The organism is Leptospira barantonii, assembly GCF_002811925.1.
Classification (GTDB): domain Bacteria; phylum Spirochaetota; class Leptospiria; order Leptospirales; family Leptospiraceae; genus Leptospira; species Leptospira barantonii.
In genome coordinates, this window is record NZ_NPDS01000001.1 from 429,897 (window position 1) to 449,953 (window position 20,057).

A 20,057-nucleotide genomic window follows, 5' to 3' on the forward strand; every position below is an offset into this window, starting at 1 on the left:
TTTAATCCACGAAAGTCATTCTTTCGATTTGGGAATCCACGAGTTTTTCGTCTTTTTGTAATATTCTTTTTTTATAATGTCCGTCCGGGTGAAGGAAACGAGCCTTTACGTTGTCCCTGAGTTGAACATCCAGGATCTTTTTGATTCTTTCCTTGTTTTTGCCTTCGATGATCGGGAACAAAACCTCGATTCTTCTTTCGAAGTTTCTAGGCATACAATCGGCGGACGCGAGGAAAATCGATTCCGCTCCGCCGGAATGAAAGTAGTAGATTCTTGTGTGTTCCAAAAATCTTCCCACGATCGAAAGAACGGTTATGTTTTCGGAAATTCCTTTGAGACCGGGTTTGAGACAACAGATACCGCGGATGATCAGATCCACCTGAACGCCCGCTTGGCTCGCCTTATATAAGGAAAGAATAATATGCGGATCGACGAGCGAATTCATCTTGAAGATGATTCTCGCAGGTTTTCCGGCGAGGGCATTCTCCCTTTCCTTGTCGATCAGCGTAAGGAAAGTCGATTTCAGATTGTGAGGAGACGCCGCCAAAAGATTGAGAGTAGGCATCTTCGCATAACTCGTAATCGTGTTGAAGATCGTCGCTACGTCCTCCGTAATCTGTTTGTTCACGGTGAAGAAGCTGAGATCGGTGTAATACTTCGAAGTGGTCGAGTTGTAGTTTCCGGTTCCAAGGTGCACATAACGCACCATGTGGTCGTCTTCCTTACGCACGACCAAAAGCATCTTACAGTGAATTTTTAATCCGACAACGCCGTATACGACGTGAACGCCTCGCGCTTCGAGTTTCTGCGCCCACTTGATGTTTCTCTCCTCGTCGAAACGAGCTTTGAGTTCCACAAGAACGGTCACTTGTTTTCCATTCTCCGCCGCTTGTCCCAAATATTGGATGATCGGAGAATCCCCGCTCGTACGATAGAGGGTCATCTTGATCCCGAGAACCTTGGGATCTTCGGAAGAAATTCGAAGCAAGTCTTCGATCGCGGAGAAAGATTGATACGGATGATGTAGAAGTCTGTCTTTCTTTTTGATCGCTTCGAAAATCTTTTCGGGCGTATCGAACTTCAGAGTCGACTTTTGTTGAAAGAAAGGATATTTGAGTTTGGACGTATGATCCAATCCGTAAAAGAACATCGCGTCGTTGATGTTTAAGATCGAAGCGACGTCGAACACTTCGTGATCCTGAAGTTCCAAAAGCTCGCGTAACGTGTTTTTGATAAAGGGAGAAGTTCCTTGATGAATATCCATCCGAACCGCGTCGCCCCAGATTCGGTTTCGAAGTTCGTCTTTCATCGTGATGAGCAAATCTTTAACGGACTTTTCTTCGTCGATGGAAATGTCCGCGTCTCTTACGATTCGGAAGGGATAAATTTCCTTTACGGTCATTCCGTAAAAAAGATCGTCTACGTGCAGTTTTATGATTTCTTCCAAAGGGAAGAATCTTCTTTCTTCTCCCTTGTTTTTCAGTTGTAAGAATCGAGGAAGAACCGAAGGCACTTGTACGACCGCGAACAGATCTTTTTTTCCTCCGGTCTTTTCGTCTTCGGTGCTCAATACCATCGCGAGGTTTAAGGACTTGTTGAGAATATGCGGAAACGGGTGGGCCGTGTCGATTGCGAGAGGGGTTAAGATCGGAGATACATCTTCTTTATAATACGTTTGGATCTGTTTGATTTCGTCTATCGTCAATTCTTCCGGATTGAGAATGAGATGGATCCCGGCTACTTTCAATTCTTCTAATGTAGTTGCCAGGGTTTCGTATTCTTCGCGGACGAAGGTGCGGACCTTATCCGATACGTCGGAAAGAATTTCGGAAGCGCTGTCTCCGTTTAAACTTCTTTCGTCGTTTCCTTCCTTTACGAGATTGCGAAGTCCGGCCACGCGAACCATGTAGAATTCGTCGAGGTTCGTTTCTGTGATGCTTAAGAATTTCAATCTTTCCAAAAGCGGATTTTCAGGATCGTTCGCTTCTTCCAACACGCGTCGGTTGAAATCCACCCAGGAAAGTTCCCGATCGAAAAATATGTTCGGGTTGGTTAGAATGATTTCCGTTTGATTCCCGTTGGTAGAACCGTTTTGGCCCGTTGTCGTAGGAGTTTGTTCCTGTACTTTTGGTTTTGACACTTGGATATCCTGAAAATTCTCGAAATCCACGGATTCAAAAACCCGATTGGGTGTTGTCGGTGGATTCTATTCCTGTTTAAACCTGCTTTACCGGGAGTCAATGATTCTAAGGGAGATTTCGATGACAGGTTTGTACTTCCCTTCTAATTTTTGGACGGCAAGAAGGTCGTGATTCGGTTATTTTTCGGAGGTTGTAAGAGTTCCCACATTTTTTGTCTGCTATGAGATCTCTCTGAGATAGAGAAATGTAATAGTTCCTACATTCCTTTGGGAACCGAAGAGTTTTCCTTAAGAACTGATTCCCGATTTTTAAAAAGAAAATCTTAGATGAAAACCGATATTATTCCCAAGAAAAACCCGAATTCTTCTTGGCAGAGACCTGTCTAAACCATTGAATACTGACTAAAGGAACAAAATCTTGGCCATTCCCAGTCGTTACGCCGTTGCAATTCACATTCTAACTTTTCTGGAAGACGGAAATGGGGGAGATACGACCTCCGACACGATCGCAGAATCGGTAGGAACCAATCCCGCAATCGTAAGAACTCTGATCGGAAAATTGAGAAAGGCCGGTTTGGTTTTTACAAGACAAGGCGTTCCCGGAGCTTCTTTGGCAAAACCCGCGACGGAGATCCGACTTTCCGATATCTACCGCGCGATCGAGGCTTCTGAATGCCTATTCAACGTTCACGATCACCCGAAACAGGATTGTTCCGTCGGAATGGGAATTGTCCCGACGCTCGAATGTATCTTTGCTCAGGCCCAAGCCGCGCTCGAAGCGAAGTTGGGAGAATTCTCCTTAGCCGACGTGATGCATCAGGTCCGTGGAGAATGCCAAAAAAAAATGTCCCTCTCTCACTGATTTTTTGTTTTTTTACTTTTCATTTTTTCCGTCTATCTTGTTAGGATATTTGTAACAGGTTAACATCTCAAACCACTCAAACAAAAAACGAGATACGACTGATAGGAGAATGATCATGGATTTGCTGGAAAAAATGAACTGGCGCTATGCGACCAAAAGAATGACGGGGGAGAAGTTACCTCCGGAAAAAGTGGAAAGAATCGTGGAATCGATTCGCCTTACCGCCTCGGGTTTCGGACTGCAACCTTACAACGTTCTTGTTATCGAAGACGAGGAACTCAAACGTAGAATTCTTCCAGTCGCCAACAATCAACCTCAGATCGTAGAATCCTCTCATCTTTTGATTTTTGCGGCTTGGGACGGAATCACCGAGAATAAAATCGAAAATCATATTCAATTAGTTGCAAATACGAGAAACATTCCCCCGGAATCCCTTCAAGGTTTTAAAAATTCGATGCTCGGTTGGCTGAAGTCTCATACCCACGAATCCAGTTTTAACTGGGCCGCAAGACAAACCTACATAGCTCTTGGAACGGGAATCGTAGCCGCCGCAGTCGAAGATGTGGACGCGACTCCGATGGAAGGGTTTAACGCGGCGGGCTTGGACGAACTACTCGGTCTTAAGGAAAAAGGATTGAGATCCACTTCCATTCTCGCGCTCGGTTATAGGGACGCGGACAAGGATCATTTGGTGAACGCGCCCAAGGTGCGTAAGTCGAAAGAGGATTTTGCGATCCGCTATTCTTCCTTGGCAACAGTTTAAGAATCTTTAATATTCTAACGTTTCTAACGTTCCACGATCCAAGTCTTGATGATTTCTATATCGTTGATGACTTGGATTTTATATTTACCCGGTTGTTGCGGGAAAAGACTCCAATCAAAATAAGAAACGGACGACTTCCATTCGGGTTGAAGATTCCAATCGATTCTTTTGCAGACCGAATCCGGATTGCAGACTTCCACTTTGAGTTCGTACTTGCCCGGTTTTCTCACTTCCAACGCGAGAATCGGTCTTTTCTGAGGATTGAACTTGTCCTCGCATTCGAAAAGTTTTTTCTGAACGAACTCTGAACAAATTCTTAAATCCTCTTCGAAGAATATCTTTCCTGCGGGTAAAAGAATCGAAGGATACCAATATACGACTCCTTCTTTGAGTTCGTCTAACACGCCTTCGTCGGTTTCGAACGCGGTCGGAAAAGAATCCAAGGTTTGAAAGTCGCTCGTAGGTTTGAAAACGTGAAAGTGCAAATGAGGTGCGCTACTAAATCCGGTGTTGCCGGACAATCCGATTCTTTCTCCGGTTCTCACGGTTTGTCCGACTTGAACCAAAACGCCCTTGTGTTTTAAGTGTGCGTATTCCGCTATGCTTCCGTCCTTATGAAGAATCTGGATGAAGTTGGCCTTGTCCCTAAAAAAAGGTGTGGTTCCGCCGGAATGATATTTGTCCTGCGTCGCGATCACAAGACCTTCTCGTGCGGCTAAAACGGGACTTCCTTCGTTGAGAGTAAAATCCAACGCGTACGGAAACTGTCCGGTATGAGTGAACTTTCCGTTATAACCTTGTCCGATCCGGGAAGCCGATTCGAACGGTAAACGATAGATGACGTTTTTGTTTTTAGGCGCGTTAAAATCTCCGGCTCTCACATAGATGCTAGAACTATACGAGCCGTTTTTATCGGGGCTGATCGGGGTTAGGGTAAAAACTTTTTGAGGTTCCGAACTTCCCTTGGAAACATAAGGAAAAGGTAATGTTACGTCGGATCGATAATTTTCAAGATCGGAAAAATTAAAATAAAGCGAAAATGGATATTCTCCCGAAGGACTTCTATTCTGAACGTAGAATTCTATCTTATTGTTGTCGTTTCTGGTAAGAACGCAGATCCATTCTTTCGGTTTGCATTCTCCCTTTAGATCGTTCGGCTGTGCGGACAAACCGAGGGAAAAGAATACTATAAAAATTAAAGCGACAATCTGATTTCGCATATCAATTTCATCATTTCGGGAATCCGATAAATCCGTAAATCATGATTTTATAGTTCGATACTCGCGTTGCGGATCGGATTTTCCGCAACGCAGAATTCGGAACATATTAGAAAAACGGAACATTCTCCCTTAAACTTTCAGAAACCCCAAAAGCAATCCCGCACAAGCGGCTCCGCTCAAAGGAGCTACCACGGGAAGCCACGCGTATTTCCAATTGGAAGAACCTTTGCCCGCGATCGGCAGAATAAAATGCGCGAATCTCGGACCTAAATCCCTCGCCGGATTGATCGCGTAACCGGTAGTTCCACCCATGGAAAGACCGATGCTCCAGACTAGAATTCCCACCAAGAACGTACCGAAATGCGCGCTTAAACCCTGCATAAGCGGGGAGAAAATCGAAACGATTCCCAAGATAAGAAGAAACGTTCCTAAGAATTCGCTGAAGAAGTTGGATACGATATGCGAAATCGCGGGTTCGGTGGAAAACACGGCGAGAATTTTTCCCTTGTCCTTCGTTTCCTTCCAATGCGGAAGATAATGCAAATAATTGAATACGGCTCCTAAAAACGCGCCGCCGATTTGAGCGGGAACGTAGGATATCAGCTTGGAATAATCTCCCGACTTAATTGCAAATGCAAGCGTTACCGCGGGGTTTAAATGCGCGTCCGAACTTCCGAAAGCGTTCGAAACAAAAACTCCGATCATCACCGCAAAGGCCCAACCGGCTGTGATTACGATCCAACCCCCGTCCTTGGATTTGCTTCTTTCCAACAAAACCCCGGCGACGACGCCGTTCCCCAAAAGAATCAATACAAAGGTCCCCAAAAATTCTCCCAAAACAGGCGATAACATTCATTTCCCCCTACGAAAATCGGAACTAAAATCCACGGATATTGATGATCGGCAATCGGTTTTTCCGGCATCGAATTTTTTCATTTTCCCTTATCTTTTTTCCGATTCGACCGATTAAGAATGTAGGAGGACAATATGCCCGCATTTACGATTCCAGGACTTAGCTCCGGACAAGATACAAATATGATCGTAAAGAAATTGGTGGAACTGGAAGCCAAACCGATCCGCCGACTTGAGCAACAGAATTCGTTTAACAAAGCTCAGTCAAAAGCCTGGGGCGACCTCAAAATAGTCACGACCGACTTACAGAATAAAACAAGAGCACTCATATCTTTTACCGCTCCGTTTGCGATGAAGAATATCGTATCGGAACCGGAAGGTGTGGTGAGCGGGGACGCTTCTCGTTCAGCCAGCGCCGGTAAACGCAAAATCGAAATCAAAGAACTCGCAACGTATCATCAAATCTCCGGCGATAAAACGGACGCGAACAAACAAATCCCGGCCGGAAGTTTTAAAATTTTTTCGGGGGATAGCGAGAAGGAAATAGAATTCTCGGGTGGAACGATCCGAGATCTCGCGTCTTCCATCAAAGTTTCCGCGGCCGGACTTGTCAGCACCGGGCTCGTAAAAGTGGACGGGGACAATTACGTTCTTACTCTTACCGCGGGATTGTCCGGTAAGGAACGCAAACTTAAATTCGAAGATTCTAATGGAGTTTTGCAAGCCGCAAACTTGGTCGGCGCGAGCGAACCTGCGGATCCTCCGAAAGTAATGAATCTTCTTCCCGAACAGGATCAGATTCTCGTTTTTCAATCCGAAAAATACGGAGTGCCCGCGGATTCCAAACCGGTCTTTAAAGAAGAGAACGGAAAGAAGTGGATGGAAATCGCGAGCGTGGGTTCGTTTCAATTCGGAATTCCGACCACCGAGTTGAAGAAGAACACAAGAATCGAACTCATCACATCGGTCGAATTCGCGCAGGAAGACAAACTAGAATTAGGAATTCTTTATAAAGAAAACGATAAAGAGAAGATGATCTTTGAAACCGCTTCCAAACAAAACGGAAAGGTCGTGTTGAATCTGAAAAATTTTCCCACGGGACAAAAGGCTCATAAGATTCTTTTCGCAAATTCAAGCGGCAAAACGGTAATATTAGATTCTTTTCATATAGTGATTCCCGGAGAATTTCGCGGCGCTAAACCCGCGAAGGAAATCGCGGAAGCGAAGGACGCGGTTTTTTTAGTGGACGGGATCGAAGTCAATCGTCCTAAAAACGAAGGACTTACCGACGTTCTCGACGGAGTCTCCCTGAATCTCCATAAAAAAACCGAAACACCCGTGAACATCGACATCAAAACGGATTCCGAAAAAGGAATCGAGATGATCAAAGAGTTCATCGCGGCTTACAATACCGTATTAAAGTTTTCTAAAGAATCCACCGCGGTCGATAAGAATGCGACCGTTCGAGACGGGAAAGAGGAAGGCACGGAGATCGGACAAAGTTTTTGGGAAGGAAAAACGAAAACGGGTCTTTTATCCGGGGAACATACCGTTCTTCGTCTGATTGCGGGGATGAAAACGGTCGCGAGTTCCTCTTATCCGGTAAGCGGCGAAAGTTCGGTAAGAATGTTAAGCGACATCGGAATCAGCACCGGAAATGTCGGAAGCAAATGGGCCGATATTCAGGACGGGTTTCTGATTCTCGACGAGGAAAAACTCAAAAACAAACTCGCTGAAAATCCCGATGCGGTCCGAAATCTTTTTGCGATCGATACGAATTCGGACGCGAGAATGGACACCGGAGTTGCGGTCGATCTTCTCGAACACGTGAAACCTTACACTCAGTATGCGGGCGGACTTGTCGCCGGCAAGGTGAAGATGTTGGAAGAGCAGGTCACCGATAACAACAAGAAGATCAAGGAATACGAAAATCATCTCGTGAGTTACGAGAAAAAACTGAAGTCCAAGTTTCTTTATATGGAACAGGGAGTCGGTAAGAACAAAGCGGTCGGCGCCTATTTGAACAACAATCTCAAAGGCGCGAGAAACGAGTAAAACAGGAGAGAGAAATGGAAATCTACATCAACGAACATCTCTTAGATAGTTCTCTTGAAAACGAAAAGAAGTTGGGCGAAGTTTTCGGCGAAATCAACAAGTGGGTTGAATCGAAGGGAAAATATCTTCTCGGTTGCACCGTTGACGGAATCGAATTTCAAGCTTCCAGCATGAACGAACAGGGAATCGATTCCGCGAATAAGATGGAATTTTTCGTGGGCGAAGAGATGGACTTTCTCGTTTCCACTCTGACCGAACTCGATCTTTACGTGGACAAGGTCGGTTCCACTTTATTCGGAAGGGATTCGCTTACCGAAAAAGAATCTTCCGAACTGAGCGACGGAGTCAGATGGATTCAAACCGTTTTGAATTCCGCGTCGAACCTGTTGCATCTTAAACTCGATCAGATCAAACCGATGGGGACCGGTAACACGGTTTCGGAAATCGTATCCGAGATCTCATCCAACTGCGGAAGTCTGGATAATACCGAAACGATAGAAGCGTTTTTGGAACATCTCAGAGACCTGAAACTTTTCATCATGGACTTGATCGCAAGAACTCAAGTGTTGGATTTGGATCTTCCCACTTTGAAGGAAATTCTGGACACGTTTATCGGAAACATAGGCGGGCTCAAAGAAGGTTTCGTAAAAGTGAACGAGGCGTATCAATCCGGAAAGGACGAGGTCGCGACCGAGTTGTTGACCCAATCCATTTCACAGATCAACGTTCTTCTGACTTCGTTTATCACTTTGAAGCTCCGAAAACCGGATCTGGATCTCGCAGGGATCTCGATCGACGGAGTCGGCTTCGAGGAAAAGACGGGAGAATTGAGCGAGATTCTCGCGGGAATCGCGGTCGCCCTGGAAGAAAAGGACATCATTCGCGCCGGGGATTCCATTGAATACGAATTGCCCGGAACCTTGGACGAGTTTCTTCCGTTCTTGAAGTCGATCCGCGAAAAGATCGCGTAAATTAGAATATTCTAAAATACTTCCAGACAAAAGATCGTAACGTCGTCGGACATCTCTCCTTCTCCGAAAGAGCCGGAGTAGGAGAGAATCGATCGAATCATGGAACTCGTATCGTCTACGACCAGCGATTTGACCGCTTCCAAAAATTGATTTCTGCCTAGAATATTTCCTTCCCCGTTTTTCACCTCGAACAAACCGTCCGAATAAAAAAGAATCCTGTCTCCTTTTCGAAGATCGAGTTCGTATCTCTGGATTTTCGGAGAAGCGATCGCAAAAAGAATTCCTCCGGAACCTTCGATAAAACTGCAAACGCCGTTCCGGATCAACAAACCTTGATGATGTCCACCGTAACTATATTCTAATCTTCGAATGGATGGAACGTATCTCATATAAACGGAGGAAAGAAAGTGAAGTGTGATCGTGTCCTTCAAAAGCTGATGGATAAAAAGAAGATTGTGATCGGTCAGTTTGCTTCTTTTCGTCGAAGCTCCGAACGCGATGGAAGTCATGGCCGCAACCATGGCCGCCGAAATACCGTGACCTGAAACGTCTCCAAAAAGAATATGAAGACTGTCGTCCTTCTCCTTGATTACGTTCAGTATATCCCCGCCGACTTTTACGTAGGGTTGAAAATGGGAATGGATTTTGTAATCGGGAGAATCCGGAAAGTCCCTCGTTGTGATCATCTCCTGGATGTCCCTTGCGAGATCCAGATCCAGGTCCAATCTATATAATAATTTTCTAATTTTCTCGAGGGATTCTTTTTTTTCCGTGATGTCCCTGAGGATGTAAACCCTTCCTCCGTTTTTACCGGAAAGAGGAATGGGGGAAGAGGAAACTTCCAGGTATTTGTTTTCGGGCACGTGTAAAAACTCTTCGTGCAGTCCGTAGGATTGTTCTTTCGTTTGAACGCTGAGGTTTACGAATTCTTTTCTTTCAAAAAAAGAATCGGAAGGAAATTCCTCGAGATAACCGGATAGATCGAAGCCGATTCCGGTTCCGATATTCTCCGGAAGACGAAGCATCTTTCTCGCGGAAAGATTGATAAAAAGAAGAATCCCTTTCGAGGAAAGAAGAATCACACCTTCCCGAATTTCGGAATAAAGTCTGAGAGCGATATGTTCCAATTTGAGATCCATAAATCCGTATTTCTGAATCGCTATGAAAATACAGATCGATTGGATCAAGGCCGCGCTTCCGCTGATCGGCGGGAACGTAAGGGAAGGGTTCCAATAACGCGGAAGAAGGGTCGTGCTATAACTCAAAAGATACGTAAAGATCGTTCCGTAAGCTACGAGTCTGGATTGTTTTTTCAAAAGAGGATTGTTGGAACGGATTCCGCTTTGAATGAGAATCAAAGAAGCGGCTAACGTGGGAATTCCGATCACGAACGTGGTGACCGGAAGATACAAGGGCCCGCCTACGATCATATCCCCCCAATACGCTCGGGAGCTTCCGGCGATCACGAGATCGGTGCTGATCGTGATCAGAAAAGATACTAGAGATAGGCCTCGGAAAAAATAGATTAGAAATCTATAATTCGATCCGGTGAACTGAACCGCAAACTCGAAAAACAAACAGCCTATGAAGATCCAGGCGAACGACGAGACTTTAAAAACGATTACGGGTAAATTGCCGGGGAGAAAGGACCAATAAAGAATCAGCGCGATATGCCAAACCGAAAGAAGAACCGAAAATCTTTGATACAAAGAAACGGTCCGCGACTTTCCCTTGAGTGCGCTTACGTATGCGAACAAGGAACCGTTGATGAGCAACGCGGAAAAAGGAATGAGAGCGTAGAGATTCATCGTTAAAAAATCTCCAAGATTAGAACGGCCAAATCGTCGGTAAGTTTCCCCTTTCCGAAACTCAGGGCCTGATCGATGGACGTTTTTAAAATGTTGGAAGGGGTGTGCACCGGGATCTCTCTGATCTTGAGCATGAAATTTTCGTAACCTAAAATTTCCCCTTCGTTGTTTCTAACTTCGAAAAGACAATCCGAATATAAGAATAGAATATCGCCTTTTTTCAATTGAAAGCTGTAGTTGTTCAATTCCGTTTCGGATGTGATCAGAAGAATTCTTCCGGCGCCTTCCAAGGAAATGATTTCCCCGTCTCGGAAGATCAGAATCGGATGATGACCCGCATAAGAATATTCTAATATTTTTGAATTCGGATCGTAGGAGAGATAGATTGCGGAGATATGATGGTTTAAAACCGCGTTTAAAAGCAGAGTTTGTATCTTTTCGAGCGCGGCTTTCGGGGAAGGCCTCGTTTCGATAACCAATTGAAAGGAAATCGAAAGCATTCCCGCGACCATCGCGGAAGAAATCCCGTGACCGGAAACGTCCGCGAAAAAAATATCGAGTTTGCCGTCCGAGCGTTGAAGCGCCCGGAAAAAATCCCCGCCCACGAGTTCGAAAGGTTGAAAATGAGAATGGAATTTATATCGGGAACTTTCCGGAAACTTCGTGGAGATCGCGGAAGTCTGCGCGATCTTTGCGATCTCCAAGTCCTTGCTCAAAGAAGAATAGATACTTTCTATCTTTTCCCTGGATTCAATCTTTTCGCTGATGTCGCGAAGAATAAAAAGATAACCGCTTTCGTTGCCGGCCAATTCGATATTCGACCTCGTAAGTTCCACACCCCTACAGTTGCGGTTGAAGATAGGCTGATATTCCCTGGAAAGATGATTGGGACTTTCGAGATAACCTTTTAAAAAATCGGAAGGATAAAAATGAACGGGAAGAGTATTCGAAATTCCTAATATTTTCATCGCGGATTCGTTCATAAAATAAAGCGAACGATCCTGTTTGACAAGAATCATTCCGTCGTGTATGTCTCGGAATAATTCCACCGCGAGACCTTCGATGTTGATTCTCAGAAAGCCGTATCTCGTGATCGCGAAAAAGATAAGACAGGATTGGATCACGACCGCGATCGGTGTCAACGGAACGCTCAACATTCTTCCTTGTTCGTCGACTTGGATGATTTCGGAATAAAAACTGAGAAACATCGCCGACATGGAACCGAGGATCGCCAAGCCGATTTGTTTTTTCTGATCCTTACGGGAAACGAAAAAGGATCGGATTAAAATTCCCAATCCTATAAAACCGGGAAGAGCGACGAAACAAAGAATGACCACAAGATACAAAGGACCCGGTTCGTTTTCATAACCCCAATAATAACGAATGCTTCCTTGGATCACCCAATCCGTTGAAAGTGTGATGAGATAGGAAATCGGAATTCCGATTCTAAAAAACCAAAGAAAAACGCCGGGGACCCTGTTCAAAAAAGCGTAGATGAATTCGAGATAAAGCGCTCCGACCGGAAGCCAAGTTGCGGAAAGAATTTTGAAAGCCCATGTCATCCAGGACTCGGGCGGATATGACCAACTGAAAGCGTAAGTGAAAAGCCAAGCGTTGAGTCCGATGGTATAAAGAAGATAAGAACGGATGATCGGGTTACCGGTCCGTCTTGCGTAAACGAATGCGATGAACACCGTATTCGCAAAAAGAGCCGCCATTGGAAAAAAAAGGTAATAATTCATACAACAAGAACGAATTCGAGAATCGGGCCCGGCCCCAGTATTCGTTTTGACGATGAATTTGAAACTATAAAATATTTATTTCTTAAATTCTTTCGGAAAGATTCGAAGCGCCAACAAAGAATTCATGAAATTCTAATGAAGACTGGATCGTCGCCTCGAATTCTATTTTTTAGTCGAAGCGGCGGGTCGCTCCGATGTTCACCGCGAGAATCGTGGATTCCGCTCCGTAAGAATAGCCCGCATTGTTAAACGAAGTCGGACCGGTTTTGATCGAGTGCGAAAGATCCCAATCCGTTCCCTTGGCTCCGGTAACGTGATTTTTCGGACCGTTGTAGCTGACTCCAAGATCCAAACTCCATTTGTCGAAAAGATAACTGAATCCTCCCGCAAAAACGTGATAGACCGAGAAAAATCCTCCCGTGGTTCCGCCGAGTCCGTTGCTTTTGATCGCAAGAGAATTATAGGAATAACCGAGTCTGTAAACCCAGGAATCGGAAAGTTTGTGTTCGAATCCCACAAGAACGCCGCCTTGATTTCTAAAGTTGAGATGCGCGTCCGCGTCCGCCAAGTTTCCGAAAGGAGTGGGAAGCCAAGGATCTTCCAGTTTTTGATTCGCTTTTTTGAGATAAGAACCGTAGTTCGTGTAGATCAGATCCACGGCGATTTTTATATTCTCGGGTCCATAAGAAAAACCTAATGAATGTTTTTCGGGAAGATCGAACTCGTAGGAAACTCCGGTTCTTCTATAATAATAAGGATTGTTTAAGCCGACTTGGTAATGTCCGTTTAATGGAACGGAAGAATGCGCCTGATAGGAATAGGCGATTCTAAATCTTTCGGTGAACGCGTAGTTCGCGCCCAAAACTCCGCCGATCGAAAACGCCTTCTTGCTACTTTCGTAATAATAACCTTGTCCGGGAACTTCCACGGTTCCGGTTATATCGTAGTATTTTTGATTGAGCTTTTGTGTCCCGTAAACCGCTTCCAAACTCGCTCCTAAGGAAAGATTTCCCAAACGAACGGAAAGACCGTTTACGAGTTTGACAACGGCGAATTGATTGCTGTTAGTTTCCTTGATTTGTTTGGAATCTCCGATCGGTCCGGGAATGTTGACTCCGGCCCAATCGTTTAAGGATTGTCCGGTCGGAGTGTTTCTTGTGATCTTATCCACGCCTCCGATCGCTCCGCCCGGAATATACAACGCGACTCCGTAATCCACGTTATCCGTAACCGGAAGTTTCAAAGCGATGTAGGGGGCGGGCGCGTTGACTTGACTTTTTTTATCGTTCGTATACGCGTAGTTCGGATTGGAATCGAGGAACTGATCCTGATAACGATTGTAGATCGTTGAATTGCCGAGACCGAATTCCAATTTTTTTCCTTTTGTCAAAGAAAGATTCGCGGGATTCAACGCGACGTCCACCGGAGAACCGCCTAACGCAGTGTTGGTTCCGGCCAAGGCTTCGTATCTTGCGTTGATTGCGTTTCGAGTCAAGCCGTCCACCGCCCAAAGCGTAGAATCGAAAAACGAAGCAAGAACGACGAGAATGCCCGGATACAAAAGCCGGGTTTTAGTTCCTAAGTTTGAAATCATTTCGGTCTCCTGAGAAAAATCTTCTTTCAAGATGAATCTAGGCTCGAAGCGTTCAATCAGGATAACGGATATGGTATCCGCTATATCCTACAAAAAATAGAAAAACGGAAAAGTATGTTTTGCAATTTGTTAAGAATCTTGGAATTCAATTTCTATCATTGCGACGGAGCGTGAAGGAAGAATCAAAAACCTTTCAGTAGTCCGCGCGTGTTCGAAAAGATTTCGTCAAAACGAAATGATATTGTGAACCGCGTTTCCCTAAAGAATCTAAATTTTAGAATATTCTAAAATCAGAATGTTTAATTCTTATTTCGTCGCGACGCTTTTGAGAATGTTTCTTGCGGAAATTTCGTCTTCTTTGAGCTGAGCGATCAGACTATCCACGCCGGAAAATTTTACTTCATTTCGAATTCTTTCCGTGAAAATCACCCGTACGGTTTGATCGTAGATCTCTTTTTGGAAATCGAAGATATTGGATTCCAGTGTGATCGCGTTTTCTCCGAAGGTAGGATTGCGTCCAATGTTGATCATCGAAGGATATTCTATTCCCTCGACCACCGTAAAGCCAGCGTAAACGCCGATTCCCGGCAGAAGAATGTCCGAGTTTGGTTTAACGTTTGCCGTGGGAAAACCGATCTGTCTTCCTCTTTTATGCCCTCCGACGACGATTCCCGAAACGGAATAAGAACGGTTGAGACAACGGGTCGCTTCCTTAACGTTTCCTTCGGAGATCAATCCTCTCACGTAAGAACTGGAAAGTTTTACGTCTTCCAAAAAGACCGGATCAACTTTTTCCACGGAGTATTTTAGCTTTTCGGAATATTCTTTTAATAGTTCGAAGTTGCCCCTTCTTCCCTTACCGAAACAATGATTGAAACCGATGATGATGTTTTTGGCCTTGATTTGATCGAGAAGAATCTCCTCGAGAAAGGATTCCGCACTCATCTCCGCCAACTCTTTGTTAAACGGAAGAACGACTAAAAAATCGATTCCTTGTTTGCGAATCCATTCTTCCTTGTCGGCGAGGGTCATGAGACTTTTCATTTCCGGATTTTTTCCGAGAACGATCGCGGGGTTCGGATCGTATGTCACGACACAGGAAGCGAGACCGGTTTCCTTGGAAACCTTCAAAACCCGATCCAGAAGTGCCTGATGACCGAGGTGAATCCCGTCAAAATTGCCCAAAGTAACGACGCAGGGAGAATGAATTGTTTTTCCGGCTTGGTCAAGTGTATGGATTGTGATCAAATTCTTCCCGGTCCTGTCGATACTAAAAGTAGATGGTTTTGCACCGATTCATACTCGTTTTTTTATGTTTTACTTTTACCAGTACGGGGTTTCTCCAACCGGAAGAAAATCCGAAATTTAAAAAATTCATCAACTTCGATCATCAGGGCGAAGACGGAGCTCCTCTTCATACCGAAGATTTTAGAACATACTCCGAGCTTTCCACATGGGCGATTCACAACGGAATGCAGTTGGAAAGGGACAGAGGGGATTGGGCTCCGGGCGCAGGAACGGGTCGATTGCAGGACGGACTTTGCAGAATGATTCCCGAAGAAGGACTCCGATTTTATCTGACCGCGGACCCTTCCCGCAACGAACCTCTGTATGTTCAAATGGATTTAACGCAGTTTACGTTTACCGAAAGACCGAAAGGATTGAAACCGAGAGAACTTAGAATTTATATGAACGGCGTTTTGAAAACCACGGTTCGATTTCCGGGAGGAGGGGATTATTCTTCCCAATTTCCGGTTCGGTTTCGAGTAGATCCGGGCGAGTTGATCGAGGGGAGAATGGACTTTCGTCTCCTGCCGAACGCTGGGGAACTTGGTCGTTTTTGGGGAATCTGGGATGTTTTATACAACTATCGCCCGCAACAATAATACGCGTTCGTTGTTTGCTACGGGTTTTACGGAAAGTTCGAACTGAATTCTGCGGGGCTGATGGTCTTGAAATAGGAAGTAAGACCGGCGACTTTGAAAACCTTTTCGATTGCTGGTTTCATGTTCGCGATAAAAAAGGAACCGTTCAAGTCTTGCACATAGTTCAACTGCTTGATGAGCATTCCGATTCCGGAAGAATCGATGTAGTTAAGCTTTTCAAGATTTACGACTACGTTTTTATTATCTTTATTGATATTAGTTTCGAAGAATGTTTTGAGGTCGATTGAGGTATAGATATCGAGACTGCCCGAAAGACTTACGATGTTGGTTTCTCCAGACTTTCTATGAATGATTTCCATACCGTTCCTTTCCTTCCCTTTTCCCAGAATTTGACGATAAGTTCAATCTATTTTTGATAAAATTATAGGGAAAATCCCGGAACCACCGAAACTATTAAAGGACGGGTCTGGAAAATTATACAATGAAAGCCAAATTATTTTATTTCCTGATAATGATATCCGCCTTAGCCGGTATTTCGAGCCAAGAGTTTGAACCGGATGGTAAAGTGAAAATCCTACCTTATGAACAGGGACAAATAAAAGACCTGGAAATTTTGGGAAAGGATATCGCGGAGTTTCACAAGCGAATCGAAAGTCGCCTCGCATTTTTAAACCGAAGAAAACAGATCCAAGACAATCTTTACAGTCAGTTTATTCCCGCGTACGAGGATCAAATTCCTCAAAGTAGAAATCGGTACATGCTCGATTTGAGATTCGTTTTGAAAGTTTCCGGCGCGAAGGAACAAAGCACGGCTTTGAAATTGGAATCGATCGTTTTCTGGAGCAGGAAATCATTAATTTCCAAAATGCGTCCTCAGTATGAAGAAATCAGCATTCTTAGAAACGATAAACCTACTTCCGAAACTCCGGATTCCATCGAATTGGTGGTGAGAAAAAAAACGGATTCCGGTACGAAAGAAGTCGTTTATAATGTGGCAACGATCCGTGAACCCGCACAAAGGGTGAAACTTGTCCGAATTTATAGAACCAACCTCCTGGAAATCATCCGTCGAATCGATAAGTATGTGGAAGGAAATATCAAAACCACCGCAGAAGACGTGGAAACCACTCTTAGCGAGGTGGAAAACGGCGGACCTTATCAGGAGAACCTTCCGAAGGAGTAGAATTCTTGTATGAACGATCCGGGGTCAAAAAATAATTTCCCGGATCATTATAAGAATCTCGGGCTTTCTCCTTTGGCTTCCGTCGAAAGGGTAAAATCACGTTATCGGGAATTGGCGAAGATATTCCATCCCGATAACAGAGAAACCGGTTCCTCCGATCTTTTTCAGAAATTCGCACAATCGTATCAGATTCTCACACACCCGACTCGCAGAAAAGAATACGATCTTCAATATCTTTCCAGACATCCCGAAATTCTTTTTAAGTTCAAGTCCGCGATCGAAGGGAAAAAAGATCCGCATTCTCCCGCAAAAATAAAACAGATCCCGGCTTCTCGGATTTTATACGCGGGTCAGGCGGTGGAACTCGCAAGACGCGGATTGCTGCGCGCGGGGATGCGAAATAAAGAACGCAAAAAATATTCCGGCATTCATTACGATATTAGAATTCTATTAACTACGGAAGAATTAAATTCTCCCTTTTCCGCGAAAATTCCGCTGGTGGTTCGGGTTCTTTGTCCGGATTGTATGGGTTCGAACGTGTTCTGCGATTCCTGTGGCGGAAAAGGGACGTATAAAAGTTTTAGAAATCTCAACCTCGAAGCGGAAGCGGGAAAACTTCTTCCCGGAAAAATTTACGAGCTGGATCTTTCCGGACTCAAACCCGAAGGATTCGTTCATTTTAAGAAAAACCGTCTCAAAGTAAAAATTGAACTTCTGGACGGAGGGAAAAAATAGGTCTTATGCAGAAGGTGATCCGATTTAATCCGATTTATAAGGATAGAATTTGGGGCGGTAGAAAACTCGGAGACTTCCCCGGAAGAAAAATACCGGACGGAAACATCGGAGAATCCTGGGAAATTTCGGATTACGGCGAAGACGTTTCCGTAATCAACAACGGACCTCTCGCGGGAAAAAATTTTCGCTCGGCATATCGGGAAAACACGGACGCGATCCTGGGAAAACCATTCCGAGATAAACCCTTTCCTCTTTTAATCAAGATCATAGACGCCAAGGAAAAACTTTCCGTTCAAGTTCATCCCGACGATTCATACGCCGAAAAATACGATCCGAAGAGCGCGGGAAAAAAAGAAGCATGGACGGTTCTACAGGCGGAACCCGGTTCCAAACTCGTATGCGGTTTTTTGAATGCAACCAACAGGGAAGAATTCAAATCCCTCGTGGAACAAAATAAGGCCGAAGAAGTTTTAAAACAAATCACGGTGAAAGAAGGGGATTCCTTTCTTTTGAATCCGGGAAGAATCCACGCGATCGGCGCGGGAATTCTTCTGATGGAAGTGCAGCAATCCTCGGATTCCACTTACAGGGTTTACGACTACGGGAGACCGAGAGAATTGCATCTTCAAAAAGCGCTCGACGTTTTGGATTATTCCGGACCTTCCGAAAAGGACGTGATGAAACCGGAATCGAAATCCTGGAACGAAGGAAAAAGATTTCGTCTAACGGCAAACGACAAGTTTCTGATGGAAACGCTCGAAGTTTCCGGAATCGGAAAAACATTCCAAATTCCGAATGTATATTCCGAACCGGTGTTTCAGATTCTGATCGTTCTTAACGGAAAGATTCAAGTCGAAGGTGAAATTCTTTCCCAAGGAGACACTCTGTTTTTAACCGCCTCCGGTTTGAACGAAGGAATCTCCGCGGTCAATCTCGCGGAGAATACGAAACTTTCCGTCAGCGGTCCCGGCTCCGATTGGGCCGCGTATAAAGATTAGAATTTTCGAATGGAACCCGAAGAAGAACCGATCGTCTGGATCAGCGAGGAAGAGCTCGCAAAACAAAGAAGGATCGCAAAGGATCTCAAAAAAACTCCGTGGTGGAAAAAGAAAAAGGGTGCGGGCATCTGCCACTACTGCGGTAAAAAATTCTTACCCGAAGAATTGACGATGGATCATCTCATTCCTCTCGCAAAGGGAGGAAAGTCCATCAAGGCCAACCTAGTTCCAGCATGCAAAGAATGTAATTTTGCAAAAAAGAATAAACTTCCGTTCGAGTTCGATTCGGAAACGGAAGGAAGCGGATCGTGAACGATCTTTCTCAAGACGAAGAATCCAGGGAACACGAAGAACAAAGCCAAGAAACGGTTCAGCTCTTGGACGAGGACGGAAATCCGCATTCCTTTATCGTCTCCGAAGCATTGGAGATCGACGAAAATCAATATCTCCTTTTGTCTCCGGTTTTGGAAGAGGATTTGAATTTGATCAACTTGGACGTGAGCTCCCTGCGAGGCGAAGACAATGCGGGTTATTTTGCGGTTCGTCTCGAATCCGAATACGGAGAAGATCGTCTGATCGAAGTGCGCGATAAAAGAGAACTCGAAGACATTCTCGCGGAACTGAACGTGGACATCGTTTAATCCCGACTTCTGTTATAAATAGAATTGCAGTGCTTTTGAATTGATTTCGTTTTAATTTTTTCTCTTTGCGAGATAATAGAAAAGAGAATTGAACAAGATCATTCCGACAATCGTGGGAAGATAAATCGTTCCCGTTGAATTTTCCGCGTCGTTGACCGCGCTCCAGATTACTTTCGAAATCACCATCAAATTGGCAACGATCGCGCCGTATAAAAGGGAACGTTTCCAAAATGCGACGCCGAGAAGAATAAAACCGAGAGGCACCAACGAACCCATCAGAATTTTTCCGATCGTCCATTCGGATGTCAGATATTCCTTTTCCATTTCCAAAAAGTGAATCGCTTCCTCGCTCGGGGGATTCGGAGCGGGAAACCAAAACATACTCGTCGCTAAAGCGACTAACGTGAGTAGAATTCCGTTGCCGCTTTGTTTATATGCAAAAAAACAAAACGGGATCAACATGATCGGCCGGATATACCAGCTGAGTGGATTGTGATGACGGGCCCAGGCCCAGGATAAGAAATCGTTTAAGAGTTCCATAATGAACGAGAAACAGATTATACGAATTCTACAAAGGAAAGAAAGAACAAATTGAATCGTTTCAACG

The 20,057-nt window shown here is 44.7% G+C and carries 19 protein-coding genes; 10 read left to right on the top strand and 9 right to left on the bottom strand.

What is annotated here, in order from left to right; genetic code table 11:
* Position 1: 1 nt before the first annotated feature.
* Complete coding sequence (gene ppk1, locus CH367_RS02025; protein ID WP_100761317.1) at positions 2 to 2,140, bottom strand: polyphosphate kinase 1; 2,139 nt, start codon at positions 2,138 to 2,140, stop codon at positions 2 to 4.
* A gap of 418 nt (positions 2,141 to 2,558) precedes the next feature.
* On the opposite strand from ppk1, the gene CH367_RS02030 reads away from it, so the two are divergent.
* Positions 2,559 to 3,002 (top strand): Rrf2 family transcriptional regulator, encoded by a 444-nt coding sequence (locus CH367_RS02030; RefSeq protein ID WP_100760837.1) that lies wholly within the window; start codon positions 2,559 to 2,561, stop codon positions 3,000 to 3,002.
* Between the two features lie 115 nt (positions 3,003 to 3,117).
* Positions 3,118 to 3,765: an NAD(P)H-dependent oxidoreductase gene (locus CH367_RS02035; RefSeq protein WP_208861967.1), complete on the top strand. Its 648-nt coding sequence runs from the start codon at positions 3,118 to 3,120 to the stop codon at positions 3,763 to 3,765.
* Positions 3,766 to 3,788: 23 nt separating this feature from the next.
* Here the strand turns inward: CH367_RS02035 and CH367_RS02040 are convergent, their stop codons facing one another.
* Both CH367_RS02040 and CH367_RS02045 read right to left on the bottom strand, forming a co-directional pair.
* On the bottom strand, positions 3,789 to 4,985 hold the full coding sequence (locus CH367_RS02040) for a M23 family metallopeptidase (protein WP_100760839.1): 1,197 nt from the start codon (positions 4,983 to 4,985) through the stop codon (positions 3,789 to 3,791).
* A gap of 129 nt (positions 4,986 to 5,114) precedes the next feature.
* Positions 5,115 to 5,837 carry an MIP/aquaporin family protein gene (locus tag CH367_RS02045; RefSeq protein ID WP_100760840.1) on the bottom strand — a complete coding sequence of 241 codons (723 nt, stop codon included), beginning with the start codon at positions 5,835 to 5,837 and terminating at the stop codon, positions 5,115 to 5,117.
* 135 nt (positions 5,838 to 5,972) lie between these two features.
* Here CH367_RS02045 and fliD point away from each other — a divergent pair, with 135 nt between their 5' ends.
* Both fliD and CH367_RS02055 read left to right on the top strand, forming a co-directional pair.
* Complete coding sequence (fliD, locus tag CH367_RS02050) at positions 5,973 to 7,892, top strand: flagellar filament capping protein FliD (protein WP_100760841.1); 1,920 nt, start codon at positions 5,973 to 5,975, stop codon at positions 7,890 to 7,892.
* 14 nt (positions 7,893 to 7,906) lie between these two features.
* Entirely contained in the window at positions 7,907 to 8,863 is a 957-nt protein-coding gene (locus tag CH367_RS02055; RefSeq protein ID WP_100760843.1) for a hypothetical protein, read from the top strand.
* An 11-nt stretch (positions 8,864 to 8,874) separates the two neighbouring features.
* Here the strand turns inward: CH367_RS02055 and CH367_RS02060 are convergent, their stop codons facing one another.
* From CH367_RS02060 to CH367_RS02075, 4 genes are all read right to left on the bottom strand, one after another.
* A complete protein-coding gene (locus CH367_RS02060; RefSeq protein ID WP_100760844.1) occupies positions 8,875 to 10,671 on the bottom strand; it encodes a SpoIIE family protein phosphatase in 1,797 nt (598 codons plus the stop codon).
* Between the two features lie 2 nt (positions 10,672 to 10,673).
* Positions 10,674 to 12,413: a SpoIIE family protein phosphatase gene (locus CH367_RS02065; RefSeq protein WP_100760845.1), complete on the bottom strand. Its 1,740-nt coding sequence runs from the start codon at positions 12,411 to 12,413 to the stop codon at positions 10,674 to 10,676.
* A 169-nt stretch (positions 12,414 to 12,582) separates the two neighbouring features.
* Complete coding sequence (locus CH367_RS02070) at positions 12,583 to 14,007, bottom strand: OmpP1/FadL family transporter (protein ID WP_100761319.1); 1,425 nt, start codon at positions 14,005 to 14,007, stop codon at positions 12,583 to 12,585.
* Positions 14,008 to 14,313: 306 nt separating this feature from the next.
* Positions 14,314 to 15,255, bottom strand: coding sequence for a bifunctional riboflavin kinase/FAD synthetase (locus CH367_RS02075; RefSeq protein ID WP_100760847.1), 942 nt, complete (start codon positions 15,253 to 15,255; stop codon positions 14,314 to 14,316).
* Between the two features lie 32 nt (positions 15,256 to 15,287).
* Between CH367_RS02075 and CH367_RS02085 the strand changes: the two genes are divergently transcribed.
* Positions 15,288 to 15,893 carry an LIC10729 family protein gene (locus CH367_RS02085; RefSeq protein ID WP_100760848.1) on the top strand — a complete coding sequence of 202 codons (606 nt, stop codon included), beginning with the start codon at positions 15,288 to 15,290 and terminating at the stop codon, positions 15,891 to 15,893.
* 26 nt (positions 15,894 to 15,919) lie between these two features.
* On the opposite strand, the gene CH367_RS02090 is transcribed toward CH367_RS02085, so the two are convergent.
* On the bottom strand, positions 15,920 to 16,252 hold the full coding sequence (locus CH367_RS02090; RefSeq protein ID WP_100760849.1) for an STAS domain-containing protein: 333 nt from the start codon (positions 16,250 to 16,252) through the stop codon (positions 15,920 to 15,922).
* 122 nt (positions 16,253 to 16,374) lie between these two features.
* Here CH367_RS02090 and CH367_RS02095 point away from each other — a divergent pair, with 122 nt between their 5' ends.
* Genes CH367_RS02095 through CH367_RS02115 form a run of 5 tightly spaced genes read left to right on the top strand, consistent with a single transcriptional unit; the run spans position 16,375 to position 19,450 of the window.
* Positions 16,375 to 17,076 (top strand): LIC_12936 family protein, encoded by a 702-nt coding sequence (locus CH367_RS02095; RefSeq protein ID WP_100760850.1) that lies wholly within the window; start codon positions 16,375 to 16,377, stop codon positions 17,074 to 17,076.
* 9 nt (positions 17,077 to 17,085) lie between these two features.
* On the top strand, positions 17,086 to 17,811 hold the full coding sequence (locus CH367_RS02100; protein ID WP_100760852.1) for a DnaJ domain-containing protein: 726 nt from the start codon (positions 17,086 to 17,088) through the stop codon (positions 17,809 to 17,811).
* A 5-nt stretch (positions 17,812 to 17,816) separates the two neighbouring features.
* On the top strand, positions 17,817 to 18,809 hold the full coding sequence (locus CH367_RS02105) for a type I phosphomannose isomerase catalytic subunit (RefSeq protein WP_100760853.1): 993 nt from the start codon (positions 17,817 to 17,819) through the stop codon (positions 18,807 to 18,809).
* A 9-nt stretch (positions 18,810 to 18,818) separates the two neighbouring features.
* Complete coding sequence (locus CH367_RS02110; protein WP_100760854.1) at positions 18,819 to 19,121, top strand: HNH endonuclease; 303 nt, start codon at positions 18,819 to 18,821, stop codon at positions 19,119 to 19,121.
* On the top strand, positions 19,118 to 19,450 hold the full coding sequence (locus CH367_RS02115; protein WP_100760856.1) for a DUF1292 domain-containing protein: 333 nt from the start codon (positions 19,118 to 19,120) through the stop codon (positions 19,448 to 19,450). Before CH367_RS02110 ends, CH367_RS02115 begins: the two co-directional genes overlap by 4 nt.
* Positions 19,451 to 19,501: 51 nt before the next feature.
* On the opposite strand, the gene CH367_RS02120 is transcribed toward CH367_RS02115, so the two are convergent.
* Positions 19,502 to 19,990, bottom strand: a complete 489-nt coding sequence (locus tag CH367_RS02120) for a hypothetical protein (RefSeq protein WP_100760857.1) — start codon at positions 19,988 to 19,990, stop codon at positions 19,502 to 19,504.
* Positions 19,991 to 20,057: the final 67 nt, after the last annotated feature.